Annotated in this window: 19 protein-coding genes; 10 read left to right on the top strand and 9 right to left on the bottom strand. The window is 46.3% G+C overall.

From position 1 onward, the window contains the following. Nucleotides 1-142 precede the first annotated feature (142 nt). The 3 genes from Q7P33_RS04575 to Q7P33_RS04565 all read right to left on the bottom strand — a co-directional run bounded on the left by Q7P33_RS04575 (nucleotide 143) and on the right by Q7P33_RS04565 (nucleotide 1,371). The gene (locus Q7P33_RS04575) at nucleotides 143-352 is read right to left on the bottom strand and encodes a hypothetical protein (RefSeq protein ID WP_303867770.1); all 210 of its coding nucleotides are present in this window, start codon (nucleotides 350-352) and stop codon (nucleotides 143-145) included. Then, nucleotides 334-768, bottom strand: a complete 435-nt coding sequence (locus Q7P33_RS04570; RefSeq protein WP_303867767.1) for an ABC-2 transporter permease — start codon at nucleotides 766-768, stop codon at nucleotides 334-336. The genes Q7P33_RS04575 and Q7P33_RS04570 overlap by 19 nt, the downstream gene beginning before the upstream one ends. A 228-nt stretch (nucleotides 769-996) precedes the next feature. Then, nucleotides 997-1,371, bottom strand: a complete 375-nt coding sequence (locus Q7P33_RS04565; RefSeq protein ID WP_303867765.1) for a GntR family transcriptional regulator — start codon at nucleotides 1,369-1,371, stop codon at nucleotides 997-999. Nucleotides 1,372-1,601: 230 nt separating this feature from the next. Here Q7P33_RS04565 and Q7P33_RS04560 point away from each other — a divergent pair, with 230 nt between their 5' ends. Both Q7P33_RS04560 and Q7P33_RS04555 read left to right on the top strand, forming a co-directional pair. Further along, nucleotides 1,602-1,940 (top strand): thioredoxin family protein, encoded by a 339-nt coding sequence (locus Q7P33_RS04560; protein ID WP_303867762.1) that lies wholly within the window; start codon nucleotides 1,602-1,604, stop codon nucleotides 1,938-1,940. A gap of 154 nt (nucleotides 1,941-2,094) precedes the next feature. Beyond that, nucleotides 2,095-2,718, top strand: a complete 624-nt coding sequence (locus Q7P33_RS04555) for a DsbA family oxidoreductase (protein ID WP_303867759.1) — start codon at nucleotides 2,095-2,097, stop codon at nucleotides 2,716-2,718. A gap of 290 nt (nucleotides 2,719-3,008) precedes the next feature. On the opposite strand, the gene Q7P33_RS04550 is transcribed toward Q7P33_RS04555, so the two are convergent. From Q7P33_RS04550 to Q7P33_RS04535, 4 genes are all read right to left on the bottom strand, one after another. Next, entirely contained in the window at nucleotides 3,009-3,593 is a 585-nt protein-coding gene (locus Q7P33_RS04550) for a hypothetical protein (protein ID WP_303867758.1), read from the bottom strand. 347 nt (nucleotides 3,594-3,940) lie between these two features. After that, entirely contained in the window at nucleotides 3,941-4,834 is an 894-nt protein-coding gene (locus Q7P33_RS04545; protein WP_303867880.1) for a PLP-dependent cysteine synthase family protein, read from the bottom strand. Between the two features lie 190 nt (nucleotides 4,835-5,024). After that, complete coding sequence (locus Q7P33_RS04540) at nucleotides 5,025-5,222, bottom strand: hypothetical protein (RefSeq protein ID WP_303867756.1); 198 nt, start codon at nucleotides 5,220-5,222, stop codon at nucleotides 5,025-5,027. A 64-nt stretch (nucleotides 5,223-5,286) separates the two neighbouring features. Then, nucleotides 5,287-5,517: a hypothetical protein gene (locus Q7P33_RS04535; RefSeq protein WP_303867754.1), complete on the bottom strand. Its 231-nt coding sequence runs from the start codon at nucleotides 5,515-5,517 to the stop codon at nucleotides 5,287-5,289. 348 nt (nucleotides 5,518-5,865) lie between these two features. Between Q7P33_RS04535 and Q7P33_RS04530 the strand changes: the two genes are divergently transcribed. Then, nucleotides 5,866-6,873: a GGDEF domain-containing protein gene (locus tag Q7P33_RS04530; RefSeq protein WP_303867752.1), complete on the top strand. Its 1,008-nt coding sequence runs from the start codon at nucleotides 5,866-5,868 to the stop codon at nucleotides 6,871-6,873. Between the two features lie 226 nt (nucleotides 6,874-7,099). Then, the gene (locus Q7P33_RS04525; RefSeq protein WP_303867749.1) at nucleotides 7,100-8,203 is read left to right on the top strand and encodes a GGDEF domain-containing protein; all 1,104 of its coding nucleotides are present in this window, start codon (nucleotides 7,100-7,102) and stop codon (nucleotides 8,201-8,203) included. A gap of 64 nt (nucleotides 8,204-8,267) precedes the next feature. Here Q7P33_RS04525 and Q7P33_RS04520 read toward each other — a convergent pair whose 3' ends face one another. After that, nucleotides 8,268-8,918, bottom strand: coding sequence for a DUF3786 domain-containing protein (locus Q7P33_RS04520; RefSeq protein ID WP_303867748.1), 651 nt, complete (start codon nucleotides 8,916-8,918; stop codon nucleotides 8,268-8,270). Nucleotides 8,919-9,235: 317 nt separating this feature from the next. Between Q7P33_RS04520 and Q7P33_RS04515 the strand changes: the two genes are divergently transcribed. The 5 genes from Q7P33_RS04515 to Q7P33_RS04495 all read left to right on the top strand — a co-directional run bounded on the left by Q7P33_RS04515 (nucleotide 9,236) and on the right by Q7P33_RS04495 (nucleotide 14,736). Further along, a complete protein-coding gene (locus Q7P33_RS04515) occupies nucleotides 9,236-10,156 on the top strand; it encodes a patatin family protein (protein WP_303867744.1) in 921 nt (306 codons plus the stop codon). A gap of 162 nt (nucleotides 10,157-10,318) precedes the next feature. Continuing rightward, on the top strand, nucleotides 10,319-11,944 hold the full coding sequence (locus tag Q7P33_RS04510) for a sensor domain-containing diguanylate cyclase (protein WP_303867742.1): 1,626 nt from the start codon (nucleotides 10,319-10,321) through the stop codon (nucleotides 11,942-11,944). 149 nt (nucleotides 11,945-12,093) lie between these two features. Next, on the top strand, nucleotides 12,094-12,276 hold the full coding sequence (locus Q7P33_RS04505; RefSeq protein ID WP_303867740.1) for a hypothetical protein: 183 nt from the start codon (nucleotides 12,094-12,096) through the stop codon (nucleotides 12,274-12,276). 366 nt (nucleotides 12,277-12,642) lie between these two features. Next, nucleotides 12,643-14,301, top strand: a complete 1,659-nt coding sequence (locus Q7P33_RS04500) for a C39 family peptidase (RefSeq protein ID WP_303867737.1) — start codon at nucleotides 12,643-12,645, stop codon at nucleotides 14,299-14,301. A gap of 15 nt (nucleotides 14,302-14,316) precedes the next feature. Beyond that, entirely contained in the window at nucleotides 14,317-14,736 is a 420-nt protein-coding gene (locus Q7P33_RS04495) for a molybdenum cofactor biosynthesis protein MoaE (RefSeq protein ID WP_303867734.1), read from the top strand. Nucleotides 14,737-14,848: 112 nt separating this feature from the next. Here Q7P33_RS04495 and putP read toward each other — a convergent pair whose 3' ends face one another. Continuing rightward, nucleotides 14,849-16,408, bottom strand: coding sequence for a sodium/proline symporter PutP (gene putP, locus Q7P33_RS04490; RefSeq protein ID WP_303867732.1), 1,560 nt, complete (start codon nucleotides 16,406-16,408; stop codon nucleotides 14,849-14,851). Between the two features lie 191 nt (nucleotides 16,409-16,599). Between putP and Q7P33_RS04485 the strand changes: the two genes are divergently transcribed. Next, the gene (locus Q7P33_RS04485) at nucleotides 16,600-18,636 is read left to right on the top strand and encodes a Na+/H+ antiporter (protein WP_303867729.1); all 2,037 of its coding nucleotides are present in this window, start codon (nucleotides 16,600-16,602) and stop codon (nucleotides 18,634-18,636) included. Nucleotides 18,637-18,678: the final 42 nt, after the last annotated feature.

Genomic DNA, 18,678 nt, shown 5'->3' with positions numbered 1-18,678 from the left:
CGCCCCCAAAAACCCCTTATTTGTAATTGTATTATGAATCAGAACGACAAGATAAGGAGGATGCAAGGAGTAAAGAATAACTGCTTTTATACAGATCAATGCAGTACGCTTGTGGTTTGAATGTTTTTTTTTGAATCACGAATTAGCTTTCGCTTTGATAAAGCATCCGGGAAAACCAGAAACTGATGACATTGGAAAAAATTGCAATCATTAACACGACAATCCAAAGGTTGGTATGCATTACGGGATATAAAAGCAACATCAAGCCCATGGCTGGGAAAAGCGCCAGCGCACCGATAATATCGGCTATCTGGGCCTCAAACAGATAAAAAATCAGAAACTCGAGGGGCACAGCGCCACAAACAATAACCCATCAGGGAGAATACCGGTTTGCACAACCGCAAAGATGTCCGGTTTGATGGCGTGGTTGATTTTAGAAAACAAAATGATCAGTGGGGTGGCAACCAAACAAAAAAGATTAAGGATGATTCCCCGGGCGCCGATGATGATTGTCGGGGTAATCGGGAGGATGTAAAATAGATACTTCGCTTTATGTTTTGCGTCGTTAAAGGCAAAATTCCGTAAGAGCAAATAGGATAGCATCAAAAGTCCTGCCGCGAAAACAATGACATTGGCGCGATCATTGTTAACGTTAATCTGATTAAAATACATGGGGTACAACACAATACAAAGCAGCTGTAGCCAGACAATTTGGCTTAAGGCGCTAAGCTGCGTTTTCGTGAAATAAAAAAAGTTAGAGTTGATCATTGCGGCCTCCTGGCATAATAGCTTAGAATCTCCTCGATTGAAGGGACTTCATAGACTGTTTGGCAAGGCAGTATCTTTTTTAGGTCGGTTTTATTGTCAGTCAGCCCCTCAAAGCCGTAACGGGATTGATTCAGAGGGTTCCTTTTTCCAGTGTCATATTAATCTGCTGCATGCAAAAATTATTATAGTTTTTGCATAGGTTGTTTATTTCTAAAACCACATTCACGTTTATTCCTCCCTGAGTAATACATCAATAAAGTTTTTTAAATCCTCACCTGAAATACCGACAGGTTTTGCATAGTCAAGGATAGCAGTCAGCTTTTTCTCAATTTCCATCAGTCGGGTTTCGCGCAAAAGCTCCATGTTCTGGGGGGCAACAAAAGAGCCTTTACCCATCATATTTATGGTGAATCCTTCAGCCTCGAGGCTATCATATGCTTTTCTGGTTGTAATCACGCTAACATTCAGATCCTTTGCCAAGCCTCTGACAGACGGCAGAATATCGCCTTCTTTTAGTTCACCAGCCAAGATAGCCGATTTAATTTGGTTCATGATCTGTTCGTAAATCGGTACTTCGGCAGAATTTATGATAATGATCTTCAATCTCCGATCACCTCCAGAATTAAATAGTGTGCATGCACGATAAGCGCAGTTTGGCTGATGCGCGTCGTCATGTCAATCAGATTTTAGTTAAAATGGAGAAATTTTTGTTGAAGTGATCAGTGAAAGCGGCGTTAAAAAGTAGACTTCGCTTGCAAAATCGCATTAAATATAATATTATGCATGCATGGGTAAAAAAGTTGGGGGATTTGATTCATCGTGTGAGGGAATAAATGGAATCAGTCAAGACAATCAAAGAAATGAATCATCTGATTCAAAAAAATGACATGTTGCTGATTTATTTTGGTAGCAGTACCTGTTCTGTGTGTCGGGATCTGCAGCCCAAAATTGAGGCAATGATTGACCGCTACCCAAATATCCGGGCGGTTAAGGTTGACGTGCAAAACGTGTCGGAACTGACGGCCAGCTTTCATATCTTTTCAGCGCCGGTTGTCATGCTATTTGTTCAAGGAAAAGAAACCGTCCGCGAAGCAGGTATTATTAGCGTGATTAAGCTTGAAGAAAAAATATCCAGATACGACGCGCTTTTTTATGGAGAACCTAAAAATTAGATTTGCTACATTACAATTATTTTTGTTTAGCCGTCGTGTATCCGAGTTAAAAAGCAGCCAGTGAAACTAAAGAAATTTAGAAATGAAGTACCTTCAAAGAATATTCTGTTGACTGAAAGGTCTTACCGTTGGTAGGAATGATGAGGTAAAAAAAATGAAAGTAGAAATCTGGTCAGACTATGGATGTCCCTTTTGTTATATTGGGGAAAAAAAGCTTAGCTTGGCCCTTGAGAAAACAGGGATGACAGAAGACGTTGAGATCGTCTTTATTGCGTTTGAATTAGATCCGAACGCTAAGAAGCGCTATGATGAGAACATTCATCAACTGCTTGCTAAAAAATATGGGATGAGTATTGAGCAGGCAATTGCCGCGAATACGAATGTCTTCAATGTTGCCAAAGAAGTTGGTCTGGATTTCAATTTTGATAGACTGCAACCGACCAATACCTTTGATGCCCATCGTTTATCCCATTATGCCAAGGTTCAGGGCAAACAGAAGGCCTTTACCGAAGCGGTGATGAAAAGCTACTTTACTGACGGGTTGAACATTTCAGATTTTGACGTGCTTGCGGCCATTGCAGGTGAAGTGGGATTGGATCAAGTCGAAGCACGACGCATTTTAGAATCATCGGCTTATGAAAAAGAAGTCCGGGAAGATGAGGCCAATGCCCGTTCACGCCATATTAATGGGGTACCGTATTTCTTATTTAATGGTAAAGAGGCCGTCAGTGGCGCACAACCAGTGGATACGTTTGTGGCTGTGATTGAAGGTCTATAAGCTCATTCTGACTCATTAGATTTGGTTTAATCCATACCTTTTTGTTTTCTGGCGGATTGAATTTTATTGCTTTCAGACCATACTGACTGTTTGTTCAGTTTCTCCAAGTCATAAGCCAGATAATTTTAGGTAGCAACGTTTTTCCATCAGAGCGCCCTTGTTTAAAATAGTTTGAACTTGTTTACTTGCCAATGTCGAACGACTAATACACCCCCGGCTGATAATCAGCCAGGGGTGTTTAAACTGCAAGGGGATGAAATCAAGATAATGACACAGATCGTTAATCCATATCAGGCCAGGACATCCATATTCACTCGATTGGTTGTACCGGAATCTTGATTGTTCTGATATTGTTGAAACAGAGATAGTAACGATTGGTTGGTCTGGGTGCTTTGACTCAACGCGTTCTCATCAAGGATGCTTAAGCTACCCATTGATTCCCGGATCTCAAGGTAGTTTTGTGAAATACCGCCATTTGGCATGTTGGCTGAAACGGGGACAAGATCCAGAATTTCCTGGAGATCAAAGCCATTTTCTTCAACGGCATCGGCTAAGGCACTACCGGCCGGAATACCGGCGTCGCGCAAAGCCGAAATGATGGTGGTGGCATCATTTTCATCGAGTGAGTCAGCGTCATACTCTTCCAGAAGTGAACTGATTAAATCTTCCTGTTCTGTTGTCAGTGTGGTCGAATCAGTGGATGATTCGCTCCCTTCGGGTGGCGGTGGTGGTGGCGGCCCTTTTGGTGGTGGCATTTTACCATCGATCGGGGTGGTTTCGCTGCTCTCGCTGGTCTCGCTGGCAGCTGTCTGTTGAGCCTGGTATGCCTGCCAGATGCCAGAAGCACTACCACTTTGACTAATTGAATTGATCATAGTTGGTTCTCCTTTCGTAAAATTATCAGCAGGTAAGAGAAACTGCCTTTGGGATGAGGTTGTTGAACGATTAAAGACACCTGTCCGAATGGACACTGAATCCGCAACTGCTGACTGGGAATTACTTTGATAACGATGCAATGCCTCCAAATAACACTGATGGCTTGGCAAAAAGCAAACAGTCCGAAGCATCAAGCACGTGTCAGAAAAGTGTCCCGATTATTTATAGCGAATGGAACTTGAATGGAGCTTGAAAAAAAGTCTTCACGGGAAACGATCGATCCCATGAAGACTTTTTATAACGCAGGTTGAATATTAAAAACCTTTTATTGAATTGATGTAAGAGGTTACAGTTTAAATAAGTCGGTGCTGAGATATTTTTCGCCCCGATCCGGAAAGATGACCACAATCAGGCCGGAATCGATTTTTTTAGCCACCTCGGTGGCAGCATACATGGCAGCACCACTGCTCATACCTACAAAAATCCCTTCTTTTTTGACAATCTGACGGGCAAAATCAAAGGCAATTTCTGATTCGACCATAATATGCTCATCAATGGCATCAGGTTGATAGAGAGCTGGGACGATGGCTTCTTCCATGTTTTTAAGGCCCTGAATATAATGACCAAGCACTGGTTGAGCCTCGACAATTTTGACCTCGGGGTTATGATGGCGCAGGCCCATGCCTACCCCCATAATGGTGCCGGAGGTGCCTAAGGAAGAAACCAGATGGGTCACCTTACCTTCGGTCTGGGCCCAGATTTCTTCGGCGGTGGTGGAGTAGTGGGCCAGCTTATTGTATTTATTACTGAATTGATCAGGATTAAAATAGCGATCCGGGTATTTAGCAATCAGCTCCCGAACCTTGCGGATAGCGCCATCTGTGCCCTCGCTGGGGGAGGTTAACGTCACGGTAGCTCCGAAAGCCTGGATCATTTTTCGGCGTTCGATGGAAACGGCTTCGCTCATGACGATTTCCAGCTGGTAGCCCTTGACAGCGGCGATCATCGCCAGACCAATGCCGGTGTTGCCGCTGGTGGGCTCAATAATAATCTTATCTCTGGTTAAAATTCCTTCGGCCTCGGCCTGTTCCACCATTTTCAGAGCAATCCGATCCTTGATGCTGCCGGTGGGGTTGACACCCTCGTATTTGGCCAGCATTTCCACCTGAGGGTTGGGGTTTAAATGATTAATCCGAACCATCGGCGTATGGCCAATGGTTTCCAAAATATTATTATAAATGCGTGTTTTCAATTTTTTATCCTTTCTGTAATTAATCGCAGTCACGACTTATTATAGTATAAAATTTATCATAAAAACAATCATTTATAAAAAAAGCTGTCAAGAGTCAGTTAATCAGTTGGGGCAGTGGCAGCGACACAGATAACAAAAAACCACCGGGGTTTATGGTAAACCCGGGCGGTTAAATCGTTTAGAGGAGGGTATCCTCCTTGGGAGCAAAATTGGTGTCCATCGTCCAGGTGACGGCGGTACCGCCAGTAAGCTTAAAAACTGCAAAGGTCTGATAAAAATCTGACAGTTCACCGCTTTCTTTCCAGGGTTTTAAAAAAGCCCGGCTGGGATGGCTGGCAATTTCGTCTTTGAGGTTGTTGTCATCGACAATTTCCAATTGGCCTCGCACCCGCAGTTGGCAGTCACTTGGACTGAGGGGGGTGTTGCCCCGGGGTCAGACCTTAGGCCTCGCCACTGGTCAGGGCTTCGTTACAAGCTTCAATCTGACTTTTAAGCCGCTTGATATCGGTGTCAAATTCTTCCATCTGCATCGATATTTTACTGCTGGAAACATGCATGCCGGATTGTTTAAAGATAAAGCTGCGTTCATTTTCAACATCCTGTAATTCTTCCTTCAGGTATGCCAACCGATTTTTTAATTCGTCATTGGTCATTGTGGTAAAGTCTTCCATCTTGTTTCTCCTGTTCATTGATTATTCCAGGCCATTGCAAGAGCAATGACGGTGTTGAATCAGTATAGCACGAACGGTTATTAAAGGCAATTGATTATTGGGTGATGGAATCATGTGATCAGACTATTAAGACACGGATTGACAATCAACTGGTAATCGATTAAACTGTAGTCATGTGAACAAGTTATGCATCTTTGTTGAGTAATGTTATTAGTGCAATGTAGTTTTGGGTAAGAGAGCTGAAAGACTGGGCTAGTCAGACAGCAGATCCAATTGCCCTAGCACCCCGAAAAAAATCAGAAAGGAACAGGCTGATGCTTGCCGCCGTCAAGATCAGCCCGGTGAATTATGAATGAAACGATAAATAAAGAATTGATCCCTTTCCAGAAACACTTTGACGCTTATATTGCGGCGTATTTGACAGAACGTGATCTAAAAAAAACAGCAACCTTGTTTGCCAAATCATTTTTTGGTTTTGGTACCGGTCTGGAGGAACGAACCTATACCAAGGCTGAAGCGATGCTTTTGTACCAGCAGGATATTGAATCGGCCCCCAACCCGATTACGGTGAACTTCCATCAAAAGCAATTCCTGTTGCTGGATGCCGACAACGCCCTGGCAGCAGCGGAACTGGATATGAAAACCGTGATTCTAGAACAGCAGATTAAATTCAACAATTTACGGCTGTTGTTGGTGATGCATCGTTACCAGGATACGGTCGCAATTGTTGGGATGCACCTTTCGTTTCCCACCGATGTCCATGGTGATGATGAGTCCTTTCCGTTAAAAGAACTGGAAGAACGGGCTCATCTGCTTCGGGAAATGGTGGAAAAGCGCACCAAAAGTTTAAAACAGGCCTATGACGAACTAAGCGATCTGATCAACCGGGATCGCCTGACGAAGGTAGCCTCCCGGCATTATTTTGAAGAAGCCCTGCTAAACGAACAGCGGCGTTTTAAAAACTTTCAAAGAGATTACGCTCTGATTTTGCTGGACATTGATGACTTTAAACAGATTAATGACACAAACGGTCATTTGATTGGGGATGATATATTAAAAACAGTGGCCGTCACCATTTCAAATACTGCCAGAAAAACCGATATTGTGGCCCGTTGGGGTGGCGATGAGTTTGTCATCCTATTGCCGGAAACTGGCGTAGATACCGCCTATAAGCTGGCTGAAGCGATGCGACTGGCAGTTCAGAATGGGGATTATCCCATTGCTCTGACAATTACTTTAAGCATCGGTATTGCCGGTTCCCAGGCAGATGATTACACCCGCAATGTCTTTCAACTGGTGGACGATGCCATGTATCGGGCAAAAAAAACGGGTAAGAATCAAATCGTTTGCGTCTGAGTGCTATATCGGTTTAAAACCCAAACAAACCCTCTGGGATCATTCCAGTGGGTTTGTTTGAGTGTGAGACCGGTAGCATTCTTCGTGCGGTTCGTGCTCTTTAAAATCGCTGATTTGCGTATATTCAGAGTGATTGGGTATAAAAAATACAAAGACACGGTCATCAGAGTGGGAAGCGTCACGCAGATCATAATGAGCGCCGACAGAAACAGAAAGGGTGGACAAAATGAATTCGGAACAAGAATCCAAAGCACCGATCTATTTAGGCGAATTCAGGGATGAACGGTTAGAACAGGAATTTTTTCAGGCAGAAATTGTGGCTCATTTCAATTGGATTCGTCTGGGTATTCTGGTGGCGGCATTTTTTTTTCTGGTACTGTTGCTGCCGGTGTATAATCGGATTGTCGATCCCCATGATTTTCGTATTGCTGCCAGTATGATTGTAGTGGTGACCGTGGCGCTGTTGTTTTTGTTTTTCAAGGTCTCCATGGCAACCGTAGGTACCTTACTGAGCTACTGGTTTACGGGATACGAAATTGGCATTGGTCTGGCGCTGCTTTATCTGCTCACCAACCTGATGCCAGTGGCTCAGTTGTTTCAGGTGCTCAGCTTGATTGTGATGATCCTAATGGTTTTTCTGATTAATAGCCGATGGCTGCTGGCTGTTTTTACCACGCTTTTGTTGGGTGTCAGTTATTTTGTGATGGTGGTGGTAAAAAGTGGCCTGAGTGCCGATGTATGGGTCGCTGGTCTAGGAGTACTGCTGACAATTATTATCAGCAGTCTGGCTTCTTACCGTAGCAACTACTACAAGCGCGTTCACTATCTCAATCTACTCGAGTTGATTCGAATGGCTGAATTTGACACTCTGACCGGAATCTATAATAAAGCAAAATTCAATAAAGATTATGACGGACTGACCGAACGGGCCCGTCGTCAACAGGGACATTTATCGGTGGTGATGTTTGACGTTGATAATTTTAAAGAAATCAATACACAACATGGTCATCTGGTGGGGGATGCCATTCTATTGGAGCTGGCCAATTTCATCCAGCAGCATATTCGTAGCTCGGATATTTTTGTGCGTTGGGGCGGCGATAAATTTATTCTGACGTTCCCCGACATCTCTTTGCCTCTGGCGGCCGAAATTGCAGAAAAATTGCGAGTACTCATTGGCGACCATGATTTTGCCGAGGTCGGTCATCTGTCCTGCAGTTTTGGAGTAGCCGCCTTTGAAGAAGGGGATCAACTGGATAGTCTCGTCCGTCGGGCCGACCAGCGTTTGGATATGGCTAAAACCCAGGGCAAAAATAAAGTTGTTCAGGGCTGAACTAGGCTATGTATGGGCAGATCAGTCAGAACCAGTGGTTCTTGGCTCAGTTGATCCCCGGTCGCTACATTTTAAAGAGTGGTCCTTTGATGGCAACCCCAGCGACTTTAGCCAGTCGTTCGATGCCTTCCATGGCAAGGCTAACGGTGCTTTCCACATGGATGAAATCAGTGGCACTACGGTCATAAAGAATATTAGCCTGAGCCGGGAATTCATCATCGCCATCCCAGAACAGAAATTTTAGGGGAATGCTGTCGAACGACTTGACCAGCCCACCGGCATCTGAATGGGACAGTCGGGTACCACCCAGTATTTCATAAGCCTGGGACAAGGTCTCAGTCTGACCGGAAAAGGTCATTGCCAGGGGCTCCAGAACATTTTTCTCAAAGGCTATGGCAAATGGGGAGGCCCCGGATAATTCCCGGAACGGCACCCATTGATCGGTGAAACGGGCCTGTGGGGTAGAAAACCACAGAAAGGTATAAATGTTTAATTGACTGATGATCTCCGCTGGCGAAGAATCGTCAAGGTTGACAATAACACCGGTTTTGGTATCCATCCCAAATTTTCGATCAAATAGTTTCACCGTCAGATAGTTTTCTTCACACTGAAGTTCCGGCAGTTTGTCAAGCAGCTCCGGGATATTCATCTCCAGAATCTTTTGCCGCCAGGTCTCACAGGCTTTCAGGTAATTATTTGTGGTATCATTTAACATCGATGACTCCTTTTAAAATTTACTCCGGTACCATGGCTTATACGCTTTTGCCAGGGTACCAGCTTCAGTTTAACAGGATGGCGGGATTAACACAACCAAAAGTATCGGATTTACTTTTTGCTGTATCAGCGAATCATTGCAAAGTGAACCCTGAATAAAGGATTGCTGAACAAACTGACAAGCACATGGTCACAAAGCTGTTCTTTCTGTCTGAGAGGACGGCTTTGTTTTGGCACCATGTGATAAAGATTGAATTTGTCGGTTTTATCAGTTAAACTTAACTGGGAAAAACACGAAACTCAGATACAGGAGACAAAATGGAAAGAAACAACACACCAAGTAATACCATAAAAAATAATATCAACGATACCGCCCTGATCTTTGAAGGTGGGGGCATGCGGGCCAGCTATACTGCAGGTTTTTTAAACACACTGTTGGAAAATCAGCTTCACTTTGACTATGTGGCCGGGATCTCGGCAGGTTCCAGTCATTGTGTCAATTATTTATCCCGGGATCCGGAACGGGCCCGGCGTTCTTTTGTTGAAATTGCCCTGGATCCCAAGTTTGGCGGCTGGAAATCGTTTATAAAAGGTGAGGGGTTTTTCAGATCTCGCTATCTTTATGAAGAAACCTCCCTGCCGGGGGGCACCTTGCCGCTGGATTTTGACACCTTTATGGCCAATCCAGCGCAGTTGCGGATCGGGCTGTTTGAACGTCGCCTGGGCAAGGTGTTCTATTACCGTAAGGAAGACATCACCGCAATGGAAGACCTGATGAAAATCGTTCGGGGATCTTCATCCCTGCCGATTTTTATGCCGCCTACCAATTACGATGGCCGCTCCTTTGTCGATGGCGGATTAGGTGGCGGGATTGCGTTAGACATAGCCAAACAGGACGGCTATCAGAAATTCTTTGTGGTGCTGACTCGGGAAAAGGGCTACCGGAAATCACCGTTTAAATTTAAACACTCGATTAAAGCCTACTATCGCAATTATCCCAAGGTGGCCAGGGCAATGCTTAACCGTCATGTAATTTATAACAAAACATTGGATGAGCTGGAAGCCTTGGAGCGCCAAGGCAAGGCTTTCCTGGTATACCCCGAGACCATGCCGGTGTCCAACCGAGAGGTCAACTTTGACAAATTGTATGACAGCTACCAAAAGGGCTATGCCCAGGGCCAGCGGGATCTTCCCAAATGGCTGCGCTTTCTGGGAATGGCTAAAAACCCCGCATCCTAAAAGCATTGGATCAACAGAAAACCTGACGACCGCCCTTGTTTTAAGGGCTTGGTTGGGGTAAAATGAAACGATCCGACTCGTTGGCAATGACCGATTCGGATTACCCGAATAATTGCGAAATGAAAAAAAACGAACTTTAATTACCACAAAGGAGTGTAAACCTTGATCGATAAAACCTTTAAAGATAGAAAAAAAACCATGCTCTATACCCTGGGGGTATTTCTGATCCTTAGTTTGGGTTATTTTCTGATCACCCTGGTGATTCAACTCAATGCGGATACCGTCCAGAAGAATAAACTGATGGCCCAGCAGGAACAACTGGTGGCAGTCGAAAAGACGATTATCTCCAATAAGGTCAATCGTTTGGCCACCGATTTGCTTTATGTCACTGATGCACTGGCGCTGGGGGACAACGGCAGGGGAGATTACTCGGATGCCGAGGATCACTGGTTGGCTTTTGCCAACCGCAAAATGATCTATGACCAGATCCGCTTTCTTGACGTTGATGGTAACGAGGTGATCCGGGTCAATTACGATGAAAATGGCGCGACTCTGACTGACAGCGACGAGCTCCAGAATAAGGCCGACCGTTATTATTTTACGGAAGGCATAAATCTGGCCGAAAACCAGATTTATGTGTCACCGATGGATTTAAATAAGGAAAACGATCAGATTGAGCAGCCGATTAAACCGATGATCCGACTGGCAACCCCTTACTATGGTGCCAGAGGTCAGCTGCTGGGGCTGGTGGTGTTGAATTATTCGGCCGCTGACCTGCTGGCTCAGGTGGAAAAAATAGCCACGGCCAGCCAGGGCCAGGTTTTTATGCTCAATGCCGATGGCTATTGGCTGTATAATAGCGCTGAGCCGGACAAAGCCTGGGGCTTTATGTATGACAACCGCCTCAGTGAGAGTTTTAAAAACGATTTTCCGGAGGTTTGGTCGACGATCCAGAGCCAAAAAAATGGTACGCTGACCACTGACGCCGGGGTGTTTGCCTATACCAATATTCTTACCGCCACCGAACTGGAATTGGATTTGAACCATACCCTGGCGCCGGGCCTGGGAGACTGGACAATGGTCTCCTTTATTCCAGCAACGACTCCGGAAGGCCAGCTACTGAACCGAAATCTTGGTGCAACGATGCTGTTGGTACTGCGCAATAATCTCTTTGCCTATCTGCTGATCTTGATGGTGGCAGTGTTTACCGGTGCGCTTCTGACGATTAATCAGGTAAAGAATGACGAAATTAAATATTATTCGGAGTACGACGCTATGACCGGGGTGTTTAACCGTCGCACTGGCTTTGAAAAATTGAAGCAGCTGTACAAAAATCTCGAGAGAAACGAAAGGGTGGTATCGGTCTGTTTTATTGACATCAATGGTCTCAAGGACGTCAATGATTATCTCGGGCATGATGCCGGTGATGAATTGATTGTCGCAGTGACCAGGGGTATCCAAAACAACATCCGCAAAAATGACTTCCTGGCCCGATTGGGTGGGGACGAGTTTTTGATTATTTTTGAAGGGCTCAATGAAGCAGAGGCCGAAGCAGCGTGGCAGCGGATAGTTGCCGAATATGAACAAATCAATGCCAATGAAAACCGCCGCTATCTGATTAGCGCCAGCCATGGAATTGAAACCATTAGTGGCAGCTCCAATGAATACATCGATTCGATTATCAACCAGGCCGATGAAAAAATGTATCGGGAAAAGAAAATACTGAAAAAGAATTTGAAAATCATCCGGGATTATGTCCCCGAAGACGAAGCAGGGTCGCTGGAATGATGCTGTCCATCCGATCCGTTTAGGTGATATTGAAAGAAACCTTAAGAATTTGAACTGGTAAAGGTTTGCAGATAAATTACTACTACTTAACAATTATTTACTGTGCTATACTGGGTGAAAACTTTGAGACAACACAGGAGGGTAAAAAAATGGGTAAGGTAAGTATTATTACTAGCAGCAATGCACGGGATTTTCACCGAAAACTCAGTGAGGCGTTTGAAAGAGGCGGCAAACTAGTGGGTGGGATTAAGTCCATTCCCAAAGGTGATGAATCCCGGATGGATTGTGAATACGATTATGTGACCTTTGTTAGTTATGAACAGGCCAGTTAATTAAATTAAACAAAAAAAGTTCATTGTAAATGCAGTGGACTTTTTTTATTGGTTTTGCTCCAATTGTATGGAAATCGGGATGCATTAACTGGGTGTCAGTTCTCAATCCAACCACCCTCAGCGCCGGTTTCGGCGCTTTTTTTGGTCTTTACGGAATCCGGCGGCTGTCATATAATATGATTAATAGTACTGGTGCCACACATTCTTGTGATTCCCTATAAGCGGAACATAAAAATCTGTGGGATGTTCTGTAGTTTTTACTTTTAGCTGATCCAGAATAGGATGCTGCTGATGTACTAACTCGGAGTGGCGCTCAAACGGTTATGCGCCAAAAGCTGAATGATCACAGAGTAAATGGAGAATTTTATGAAAAAACGCTTAGTAAAGCAATTACTGCTGTTGGTGGCCCTCACTGTATTGGCCGGTCTGTTGCCGTCCGCCATGCTGGCGATGACCGCCCCCCGGGTACTATACCGAACGCATGTTCAAAATGACGGCTGGCAGGATTTTGTCAGTGATGGCACCCTTAGTGGCACCGCCGGCCGTAGCCTGCGGTTGGAAGGAATTGAAATCAAACTGGAAGCTGCGGACTATGACCTCGGGGTCCGCTATCAGACCCACATCCAAAATATTGGCTGGGAAGCGGATACGGAGCGAGGCTTTAAGAATGACGGCTCGATGAGCGGTACCGAAGGACTTAGCTACCGTCTGGAGGCCATCCAAATCAGTCTAACTGGGGGTGCTGCTGATGACTTTGATATCTACTATCAGGTACACGCCCAAAATATCGGCTGGTTGGGCTGGGCCAAAAACGGTGAAAGCGCTGGTACCGCTGGTTATTCCTATCGGTTGGAAGGAATCCATATTGTTATTCTACCCAAGGGCAGCAGCCCGCCAACTGGTATCGTGGATCAGCTGATGCCTTTTATCGAACGCCAGTCAGTACCCGGAAATCTGCTAATCCAGACCACCGCCAGTGACTTTAACGGCAATGCTCTTGGTCTGGATCGGGTTGAGATTGCGCCCAGTTCCGGTGACGGGGCCATTGTCCTCATGGCTGGGAATCAGGCTGGGGTCTATACCTCCAATGTCTTTAATACCAGCCCTTTTACCAAGGTGGTGTTGTCCTGGAATGTTGATACGCCAGCGGGCACCCTGATTCAGGTGGAAGCCCGGGTTTGCGAGAATGCAGTTGATGCCAACGGTCAGTCCACCGAAAACTGGTCTGACTGGCTCTCCTGGGGACACTGGGGAACCAGTATCAACCGAGCCTCCGGCATCGGAACGACCGATAGCCCGCTGGCCAAACTGGACGTCGATACGCTGGTGGTTAAAAATGGTAAAACCGCCAACAAGATTCAATACCGGGTGATTCTTCACTCCGGCAGCCCCGGCGCCAGTCCGACCTTGCGACTGGTAGCTCTGGCTCTGAGAAATCAGAACCCCGGTCAAGAGATTACCAAGGTTTTTTATGACACGCCCGATCTGACCAATTTGGCAGTGCTCAATGTACCCCAACTCTCTCAGATGATTCGGGATCCGGCCATTGCTGATTCCATCTGCAGTCCTACCAGTGTAGCAATGATGCTTGCTTATAATGGCACGGCGGTGACCCCAGAAACGGCGGCCTGGGGGGCCTATGATTATGGCTATCAGGATTTTGGCAACTGGCCTTTTAACACTGCCTATGCGGCCAGTCTCGGGCATCTGGCCTATGTCGATTATACAACAATTGAAGGGCTCAAACGAGAGATTGCCGGAGGGCATCCAGTGGCGGTGGCGGTAGCCTATAAAAATAGTGCATCTGTCAGCGGCAATCTGCCGGTGGTCGATGGCGCCCCAATTCGCCAGACTCCGGGTCACTTGATTGTGGTTTGTGGTTTCGCCCGAGAAAACGGCACTGATTATATCATTATCAATGATCCGGCAGCGTCCAGTAATGCTTCTGTTCGGGTTAAATACCGACTTGATCAGTTTGCCGCTGCCTGGGCCGAATCCGGTAATATTGCCTACATTATTCACTAAAAGGAGATAGAACTCATGACAATGCAAAAAAAGAACACCCCACCCTCTATCGATGCCTGGCTGAAAGAAGCCAAACTTGACCCGCAAGCCCGGCAGGAGGGGATGTATCTGGTTCATAACGGCACGGTTCGCCAGACTCCCAAGGCGCAGGTGCGTCAAGGGCTCGATGACGGCTCTCAGATCACCGGTATGTCCTTTAGCTACGACGAAAAAAAAGTGGCCGATGCCATTGCTGCCACCAAAGTGCGAGAGGGCATCTTTCATGTTCGGGTATGGTTGGCTGATGGGGAACTAGCGGTTGGCGACGACATCATGGTCGTGCTGATCGGTGGCGATATCCGGCCCCGGGTCATCGATGCCCTACAGTTTTTGGTTGAAACCATCAAGACCACCTGTGTCACCGAGATTGAGAAAAAGACCGTGATCAACAGTTAGCGAAACGGCCAGAAAAAGTTATTATTTTGTCGCAAAAATATATTTTGTGACAAAATTGAGCCCAAAACAAAAGCCAGCGGTGACGCTGGCTTTTTAAATGGAAAGCTATTTATTAGAGTGAAGCGGCCTTGGCCTGCTCAAATTCATCCTGAATTTCCTGAGATGGTTCTTTGGTCAGCAGGGAAACCACCACGATAAAGAGGCAGGAGGTCAGGAAGGCGGGCAGCAGTTCATAGATCCCGAAGACGCCACCCATTGGTTTAATCAATAACCGCCAGATAAAGACCATCCCGCCACCGGCAAGCATTCCGGCAATGGCGCCTTCGCGGCTGGTCCGTTTCCAGAACAACGAGAAAAGCATTAGCGGACCGAAGGTTGCCCCAAAACCGGCCCAGGCAAAGGCGACAATTGTAAAGATGACACTGGTTTCATCAAGTGCCAGTAGGACACCAATGATTGAAATAGCAATCAGGGTCAGATGGGACACTCGCATGATCTGTTTTTCGGTAGCATCTTTTTTGAGGATGCCCTCATAAATGTTTTTAGAAAACGCCGAAGCCGCAATCAACAGATAGGAATCCGAGGAACTCATGGTTGCCGCAAGAATTCCGGCCATTACAAAACCGGCCAGTAATGGTGGCAACAGATTAGTAGACAAGACGATAAAGATACTTTCCGCCTGGCTGGCTGTGAGCAGTTCGGTGGGGAAAAGAACCCGACCGATCAGACCGATGATAACGGCGGCAAACAGTGAAATGACACACCATGTCGTAGCAATCTGTCGAGCTTTTGGAATTTCAGCAGCATCGCGGATGGCAATAAACCGCAGTAGAACCTGAGGCATTCCGAAATATCCCAGACCCCAGGACATTGTTGAGATGATCGTTAAAAAGGTGTAGGGTAAGGCAGGTCCAAAAACTGGGTTGCCGGCCAGAACCTGTTGGGTACCGTCTACAACGGTGGGGTTGGCAATGCCAAAGAAATCAAAGAAACCGGGAATCCGTTGGATGTTCTCCATTACCCCGCTGACACCGCCAGCTGCTGTCACGCCGAGGATCAGTACCAGTGCCAGGGCAATAAACATGATGATCCCCTGCAGAAAGTCAGAAACACTTTCCGCCAAAAAACCGCCCAGTAAGGTATATAAAATAACAAAACATGCACCGGCGATCATGACGACCTGGTATTGAATGCCAAACAGTGAATTAAACAACTTGCCGACGGTAACAAAACAGCTGGCGGCATAAACAGTAAAGAAAACCAGAATAAAAACTGAGGCAATCAGCATGATGACCTTGCTTTTTTCTTTGAAACGGTTGCTGAAATATTCGGGTATGGTAATTGCGTCCCCCGCAATGGCCGAATAATTTCTCAATCGTTTAGCAGTAATCTTCCAGTTCAGGTAGGTGCCCAGGGCCAGGCCTAAAGCGGTCCAGAAGGCATCACTAAAGCCACACCAGTATGCCACCCCCGGTAATCCCATGAGCAGCCAGCCGCTCATGTCGGATGCCTCTGCACTCATTGCCGCTACCCAGGGACCCAGGGAACGGCCGCCGATAAAATAATTGTCACTGTTCTCGTTGGCGATCTTTAAAAAATAGACGCCGATTCCGAGTATTGCCACAATGTAGATAATCATGGCAATCAGTATTTGGATGTTATCAGTACTCATTCTTTTCCTCCTCAAATAAATTCCAATGTATTATAGCACAGAATGAATTTATATACAAAGAAATGGATGAAAAAAACTGATGGCAGCGAAGCAATACGGCCCGTATAATTTAATGAGAGCATCAGGATTTTCTTGAGAAAAAACGGATCATGCGGTAAGATAATATAAAAAAAGGGATGAAGGAGATTGGCTTGAATTTACTGCTTATTATCTTAATGCTACTGCTGTGCTTACTGATTTCAGATGTGATTAGTCATTTTATCCCGTTTATTCCCACCGCCCTGATCCAGATTGGCTTGGGCCTGGGAATTGCCTTTATCATGCATAGCCGAGCCATTGAACTCGAAACAGAATGGTTTTTGATTCTGTTTGTGGCCCCACTTTTATATGATGATGGCCGCCATTTCTCCCGGGAAAATCTCTGGAAAATGCGGGAACCGATTTTTGGTAATGCCATTATTCTGGTGCTGCTGACCACCATTCTGGGTGGTTATTTTATTCATTGGCTGATGCCCTATATGCCACTGGCAGCGGCTTTTGCCCTGGCGGCAGTGCTTTCGCCCACCGATCCGGTGGCAGTCAATGGGATTGCCAAACGGGTGCATATTCCCCAAAAGGTGCTGACCCTGGTGCGGGGAGAATCGCTGATCAACGATGCCTCAGGCTTGGTCGCCTTTAACTATGCCATTGCGGCAGTGGTTACCGGTTATTTTTCGCTGCAGGACGCAGCGCTCAACTTCACCTATATGTTTATTGTTGGCGCTGTTCTGGGATTGACGCTGGGTCTGGTAATTGATTGGATTGGCTTTATTCTCCGAAAAAAGGGGATTCGGGATGCCACCTTCCACAGCCTGTTGCAGATTTTAACCCCTTTTATCATTTATATCGTCACGGAAGAATTATTACATGCTTCCGGGGTCATTGCTGTGGTCGTGGCGGGAATCGCTCACGCCGCCATCACCGAACACACGTCGACAATGCTGGCCAAAGAAAAGGTGATTTCTGAAAATGTCTGGTCGGTGCTGTTGTTTGTCCTCAATGGGGTGGTTTTTATTCTTCTGGGCTTAAACATCCCCTTATCAATGGGGGCGGCGGTGGCCAGTGAGGACATCAACACCGGGCTGGCCATTGCCGGGGTTCTGGTGATTTGGTTGGGAATTTTTGGCATTCGCTTTGTGTATTCCTATCTCTCCATGGCAGTCCAATATTGGTTTGCAAAACGTAAGGGGGCCGAGCTTCCCAGTGTTAAAACCAGTCTGTTAATCAGCCTCACCGGGGTTCGAGGGGCGGTGACGATGGTCGCAGTATTGTCGGTGCCGACGTTGCTGGCCAGTGGTGAAGACTTTCCCCAGCGATCACTGATTTTGTTTATCGCCACTGGCGTAATCCTGGTGACCTTGCTAGCGGCTACCCTGTTTTTACCACTACTTTGTAAAACTGCCAAGGAGCCGCTCACTGTTCCCCGGGAACTGGACTTCAATGCCGCCATGATGCGAATATTTTTGGTGACAATCAAGCGGATCAGACAGGAAATCACACCGGAAAACGAGTTTGTTGCCGATGAACTGATTGGCGAATACAAACAGATGGTCAAGCGGATTCAAAATGAAGAAAACTCTCCCGAAACCCAGGCGTATTTGAAAAAGCTCAACGAAATGAAGTACAAGGGACTTCGGGCTGAAGCTGACTATCTCCGTAACGCCCGGGAAAATAATCGCATTGATCCGATTATCTACGAAAAATTTGAAGCCACTCTGGATCGCCGGGAGGAAGCCCTGTCCAGTGATGTCCGTTTTAGCGTACGGTATTTTCTGGCCAAAACCCTGCGGCTCTGGCATCAGTTCCGTCGTCATTTCAAACAGGAACCGGAAAAACTAAAGGCGACCATCAATACGGTCAAGGAACTCCAGATCAATGCGTTTGAGGCCGCGATTGCCAGTCTCTTGCTGGAGCAGCAACAGGCGCAAAACCAGGCCGATGGTGAGATTATTGCCGCCGTCATTCTGGGCTATCAGGGAATGATTCGGCGGCTGGGTCGGGAGCGCGCAGAAGGCAAAGAAGTAAATGAAGTACTAAAAGAAGAATTACGGATTAAAGCGATGGATAGCGAACGTCAGGAAATTCAGCGGATGTATGAGTCGGGTGAGATCACCATCGAGCAATCGAGGAAGCTGCGTCGTCACATCAACTACATCGAAAGTGCGACCCTGGAAGAATCCGAAGAATAAACAATCACCTCAAAAACCGGTTCTCGTAGCGAGCCGTTTTTT

It is taken from the genome of Acetobacterium wieringae (assembly GCF_026646375.1).
Taxonomy (GTDB): Bacteria; Bacillota; Clostridia; order Eubacteriales; family Eubacteriaceae; genus Acetobacterium; species Acetobacterium wieringae_A.
This window is presented reverse-complemented; position numbering and strand designations above follow the sequence as displayed.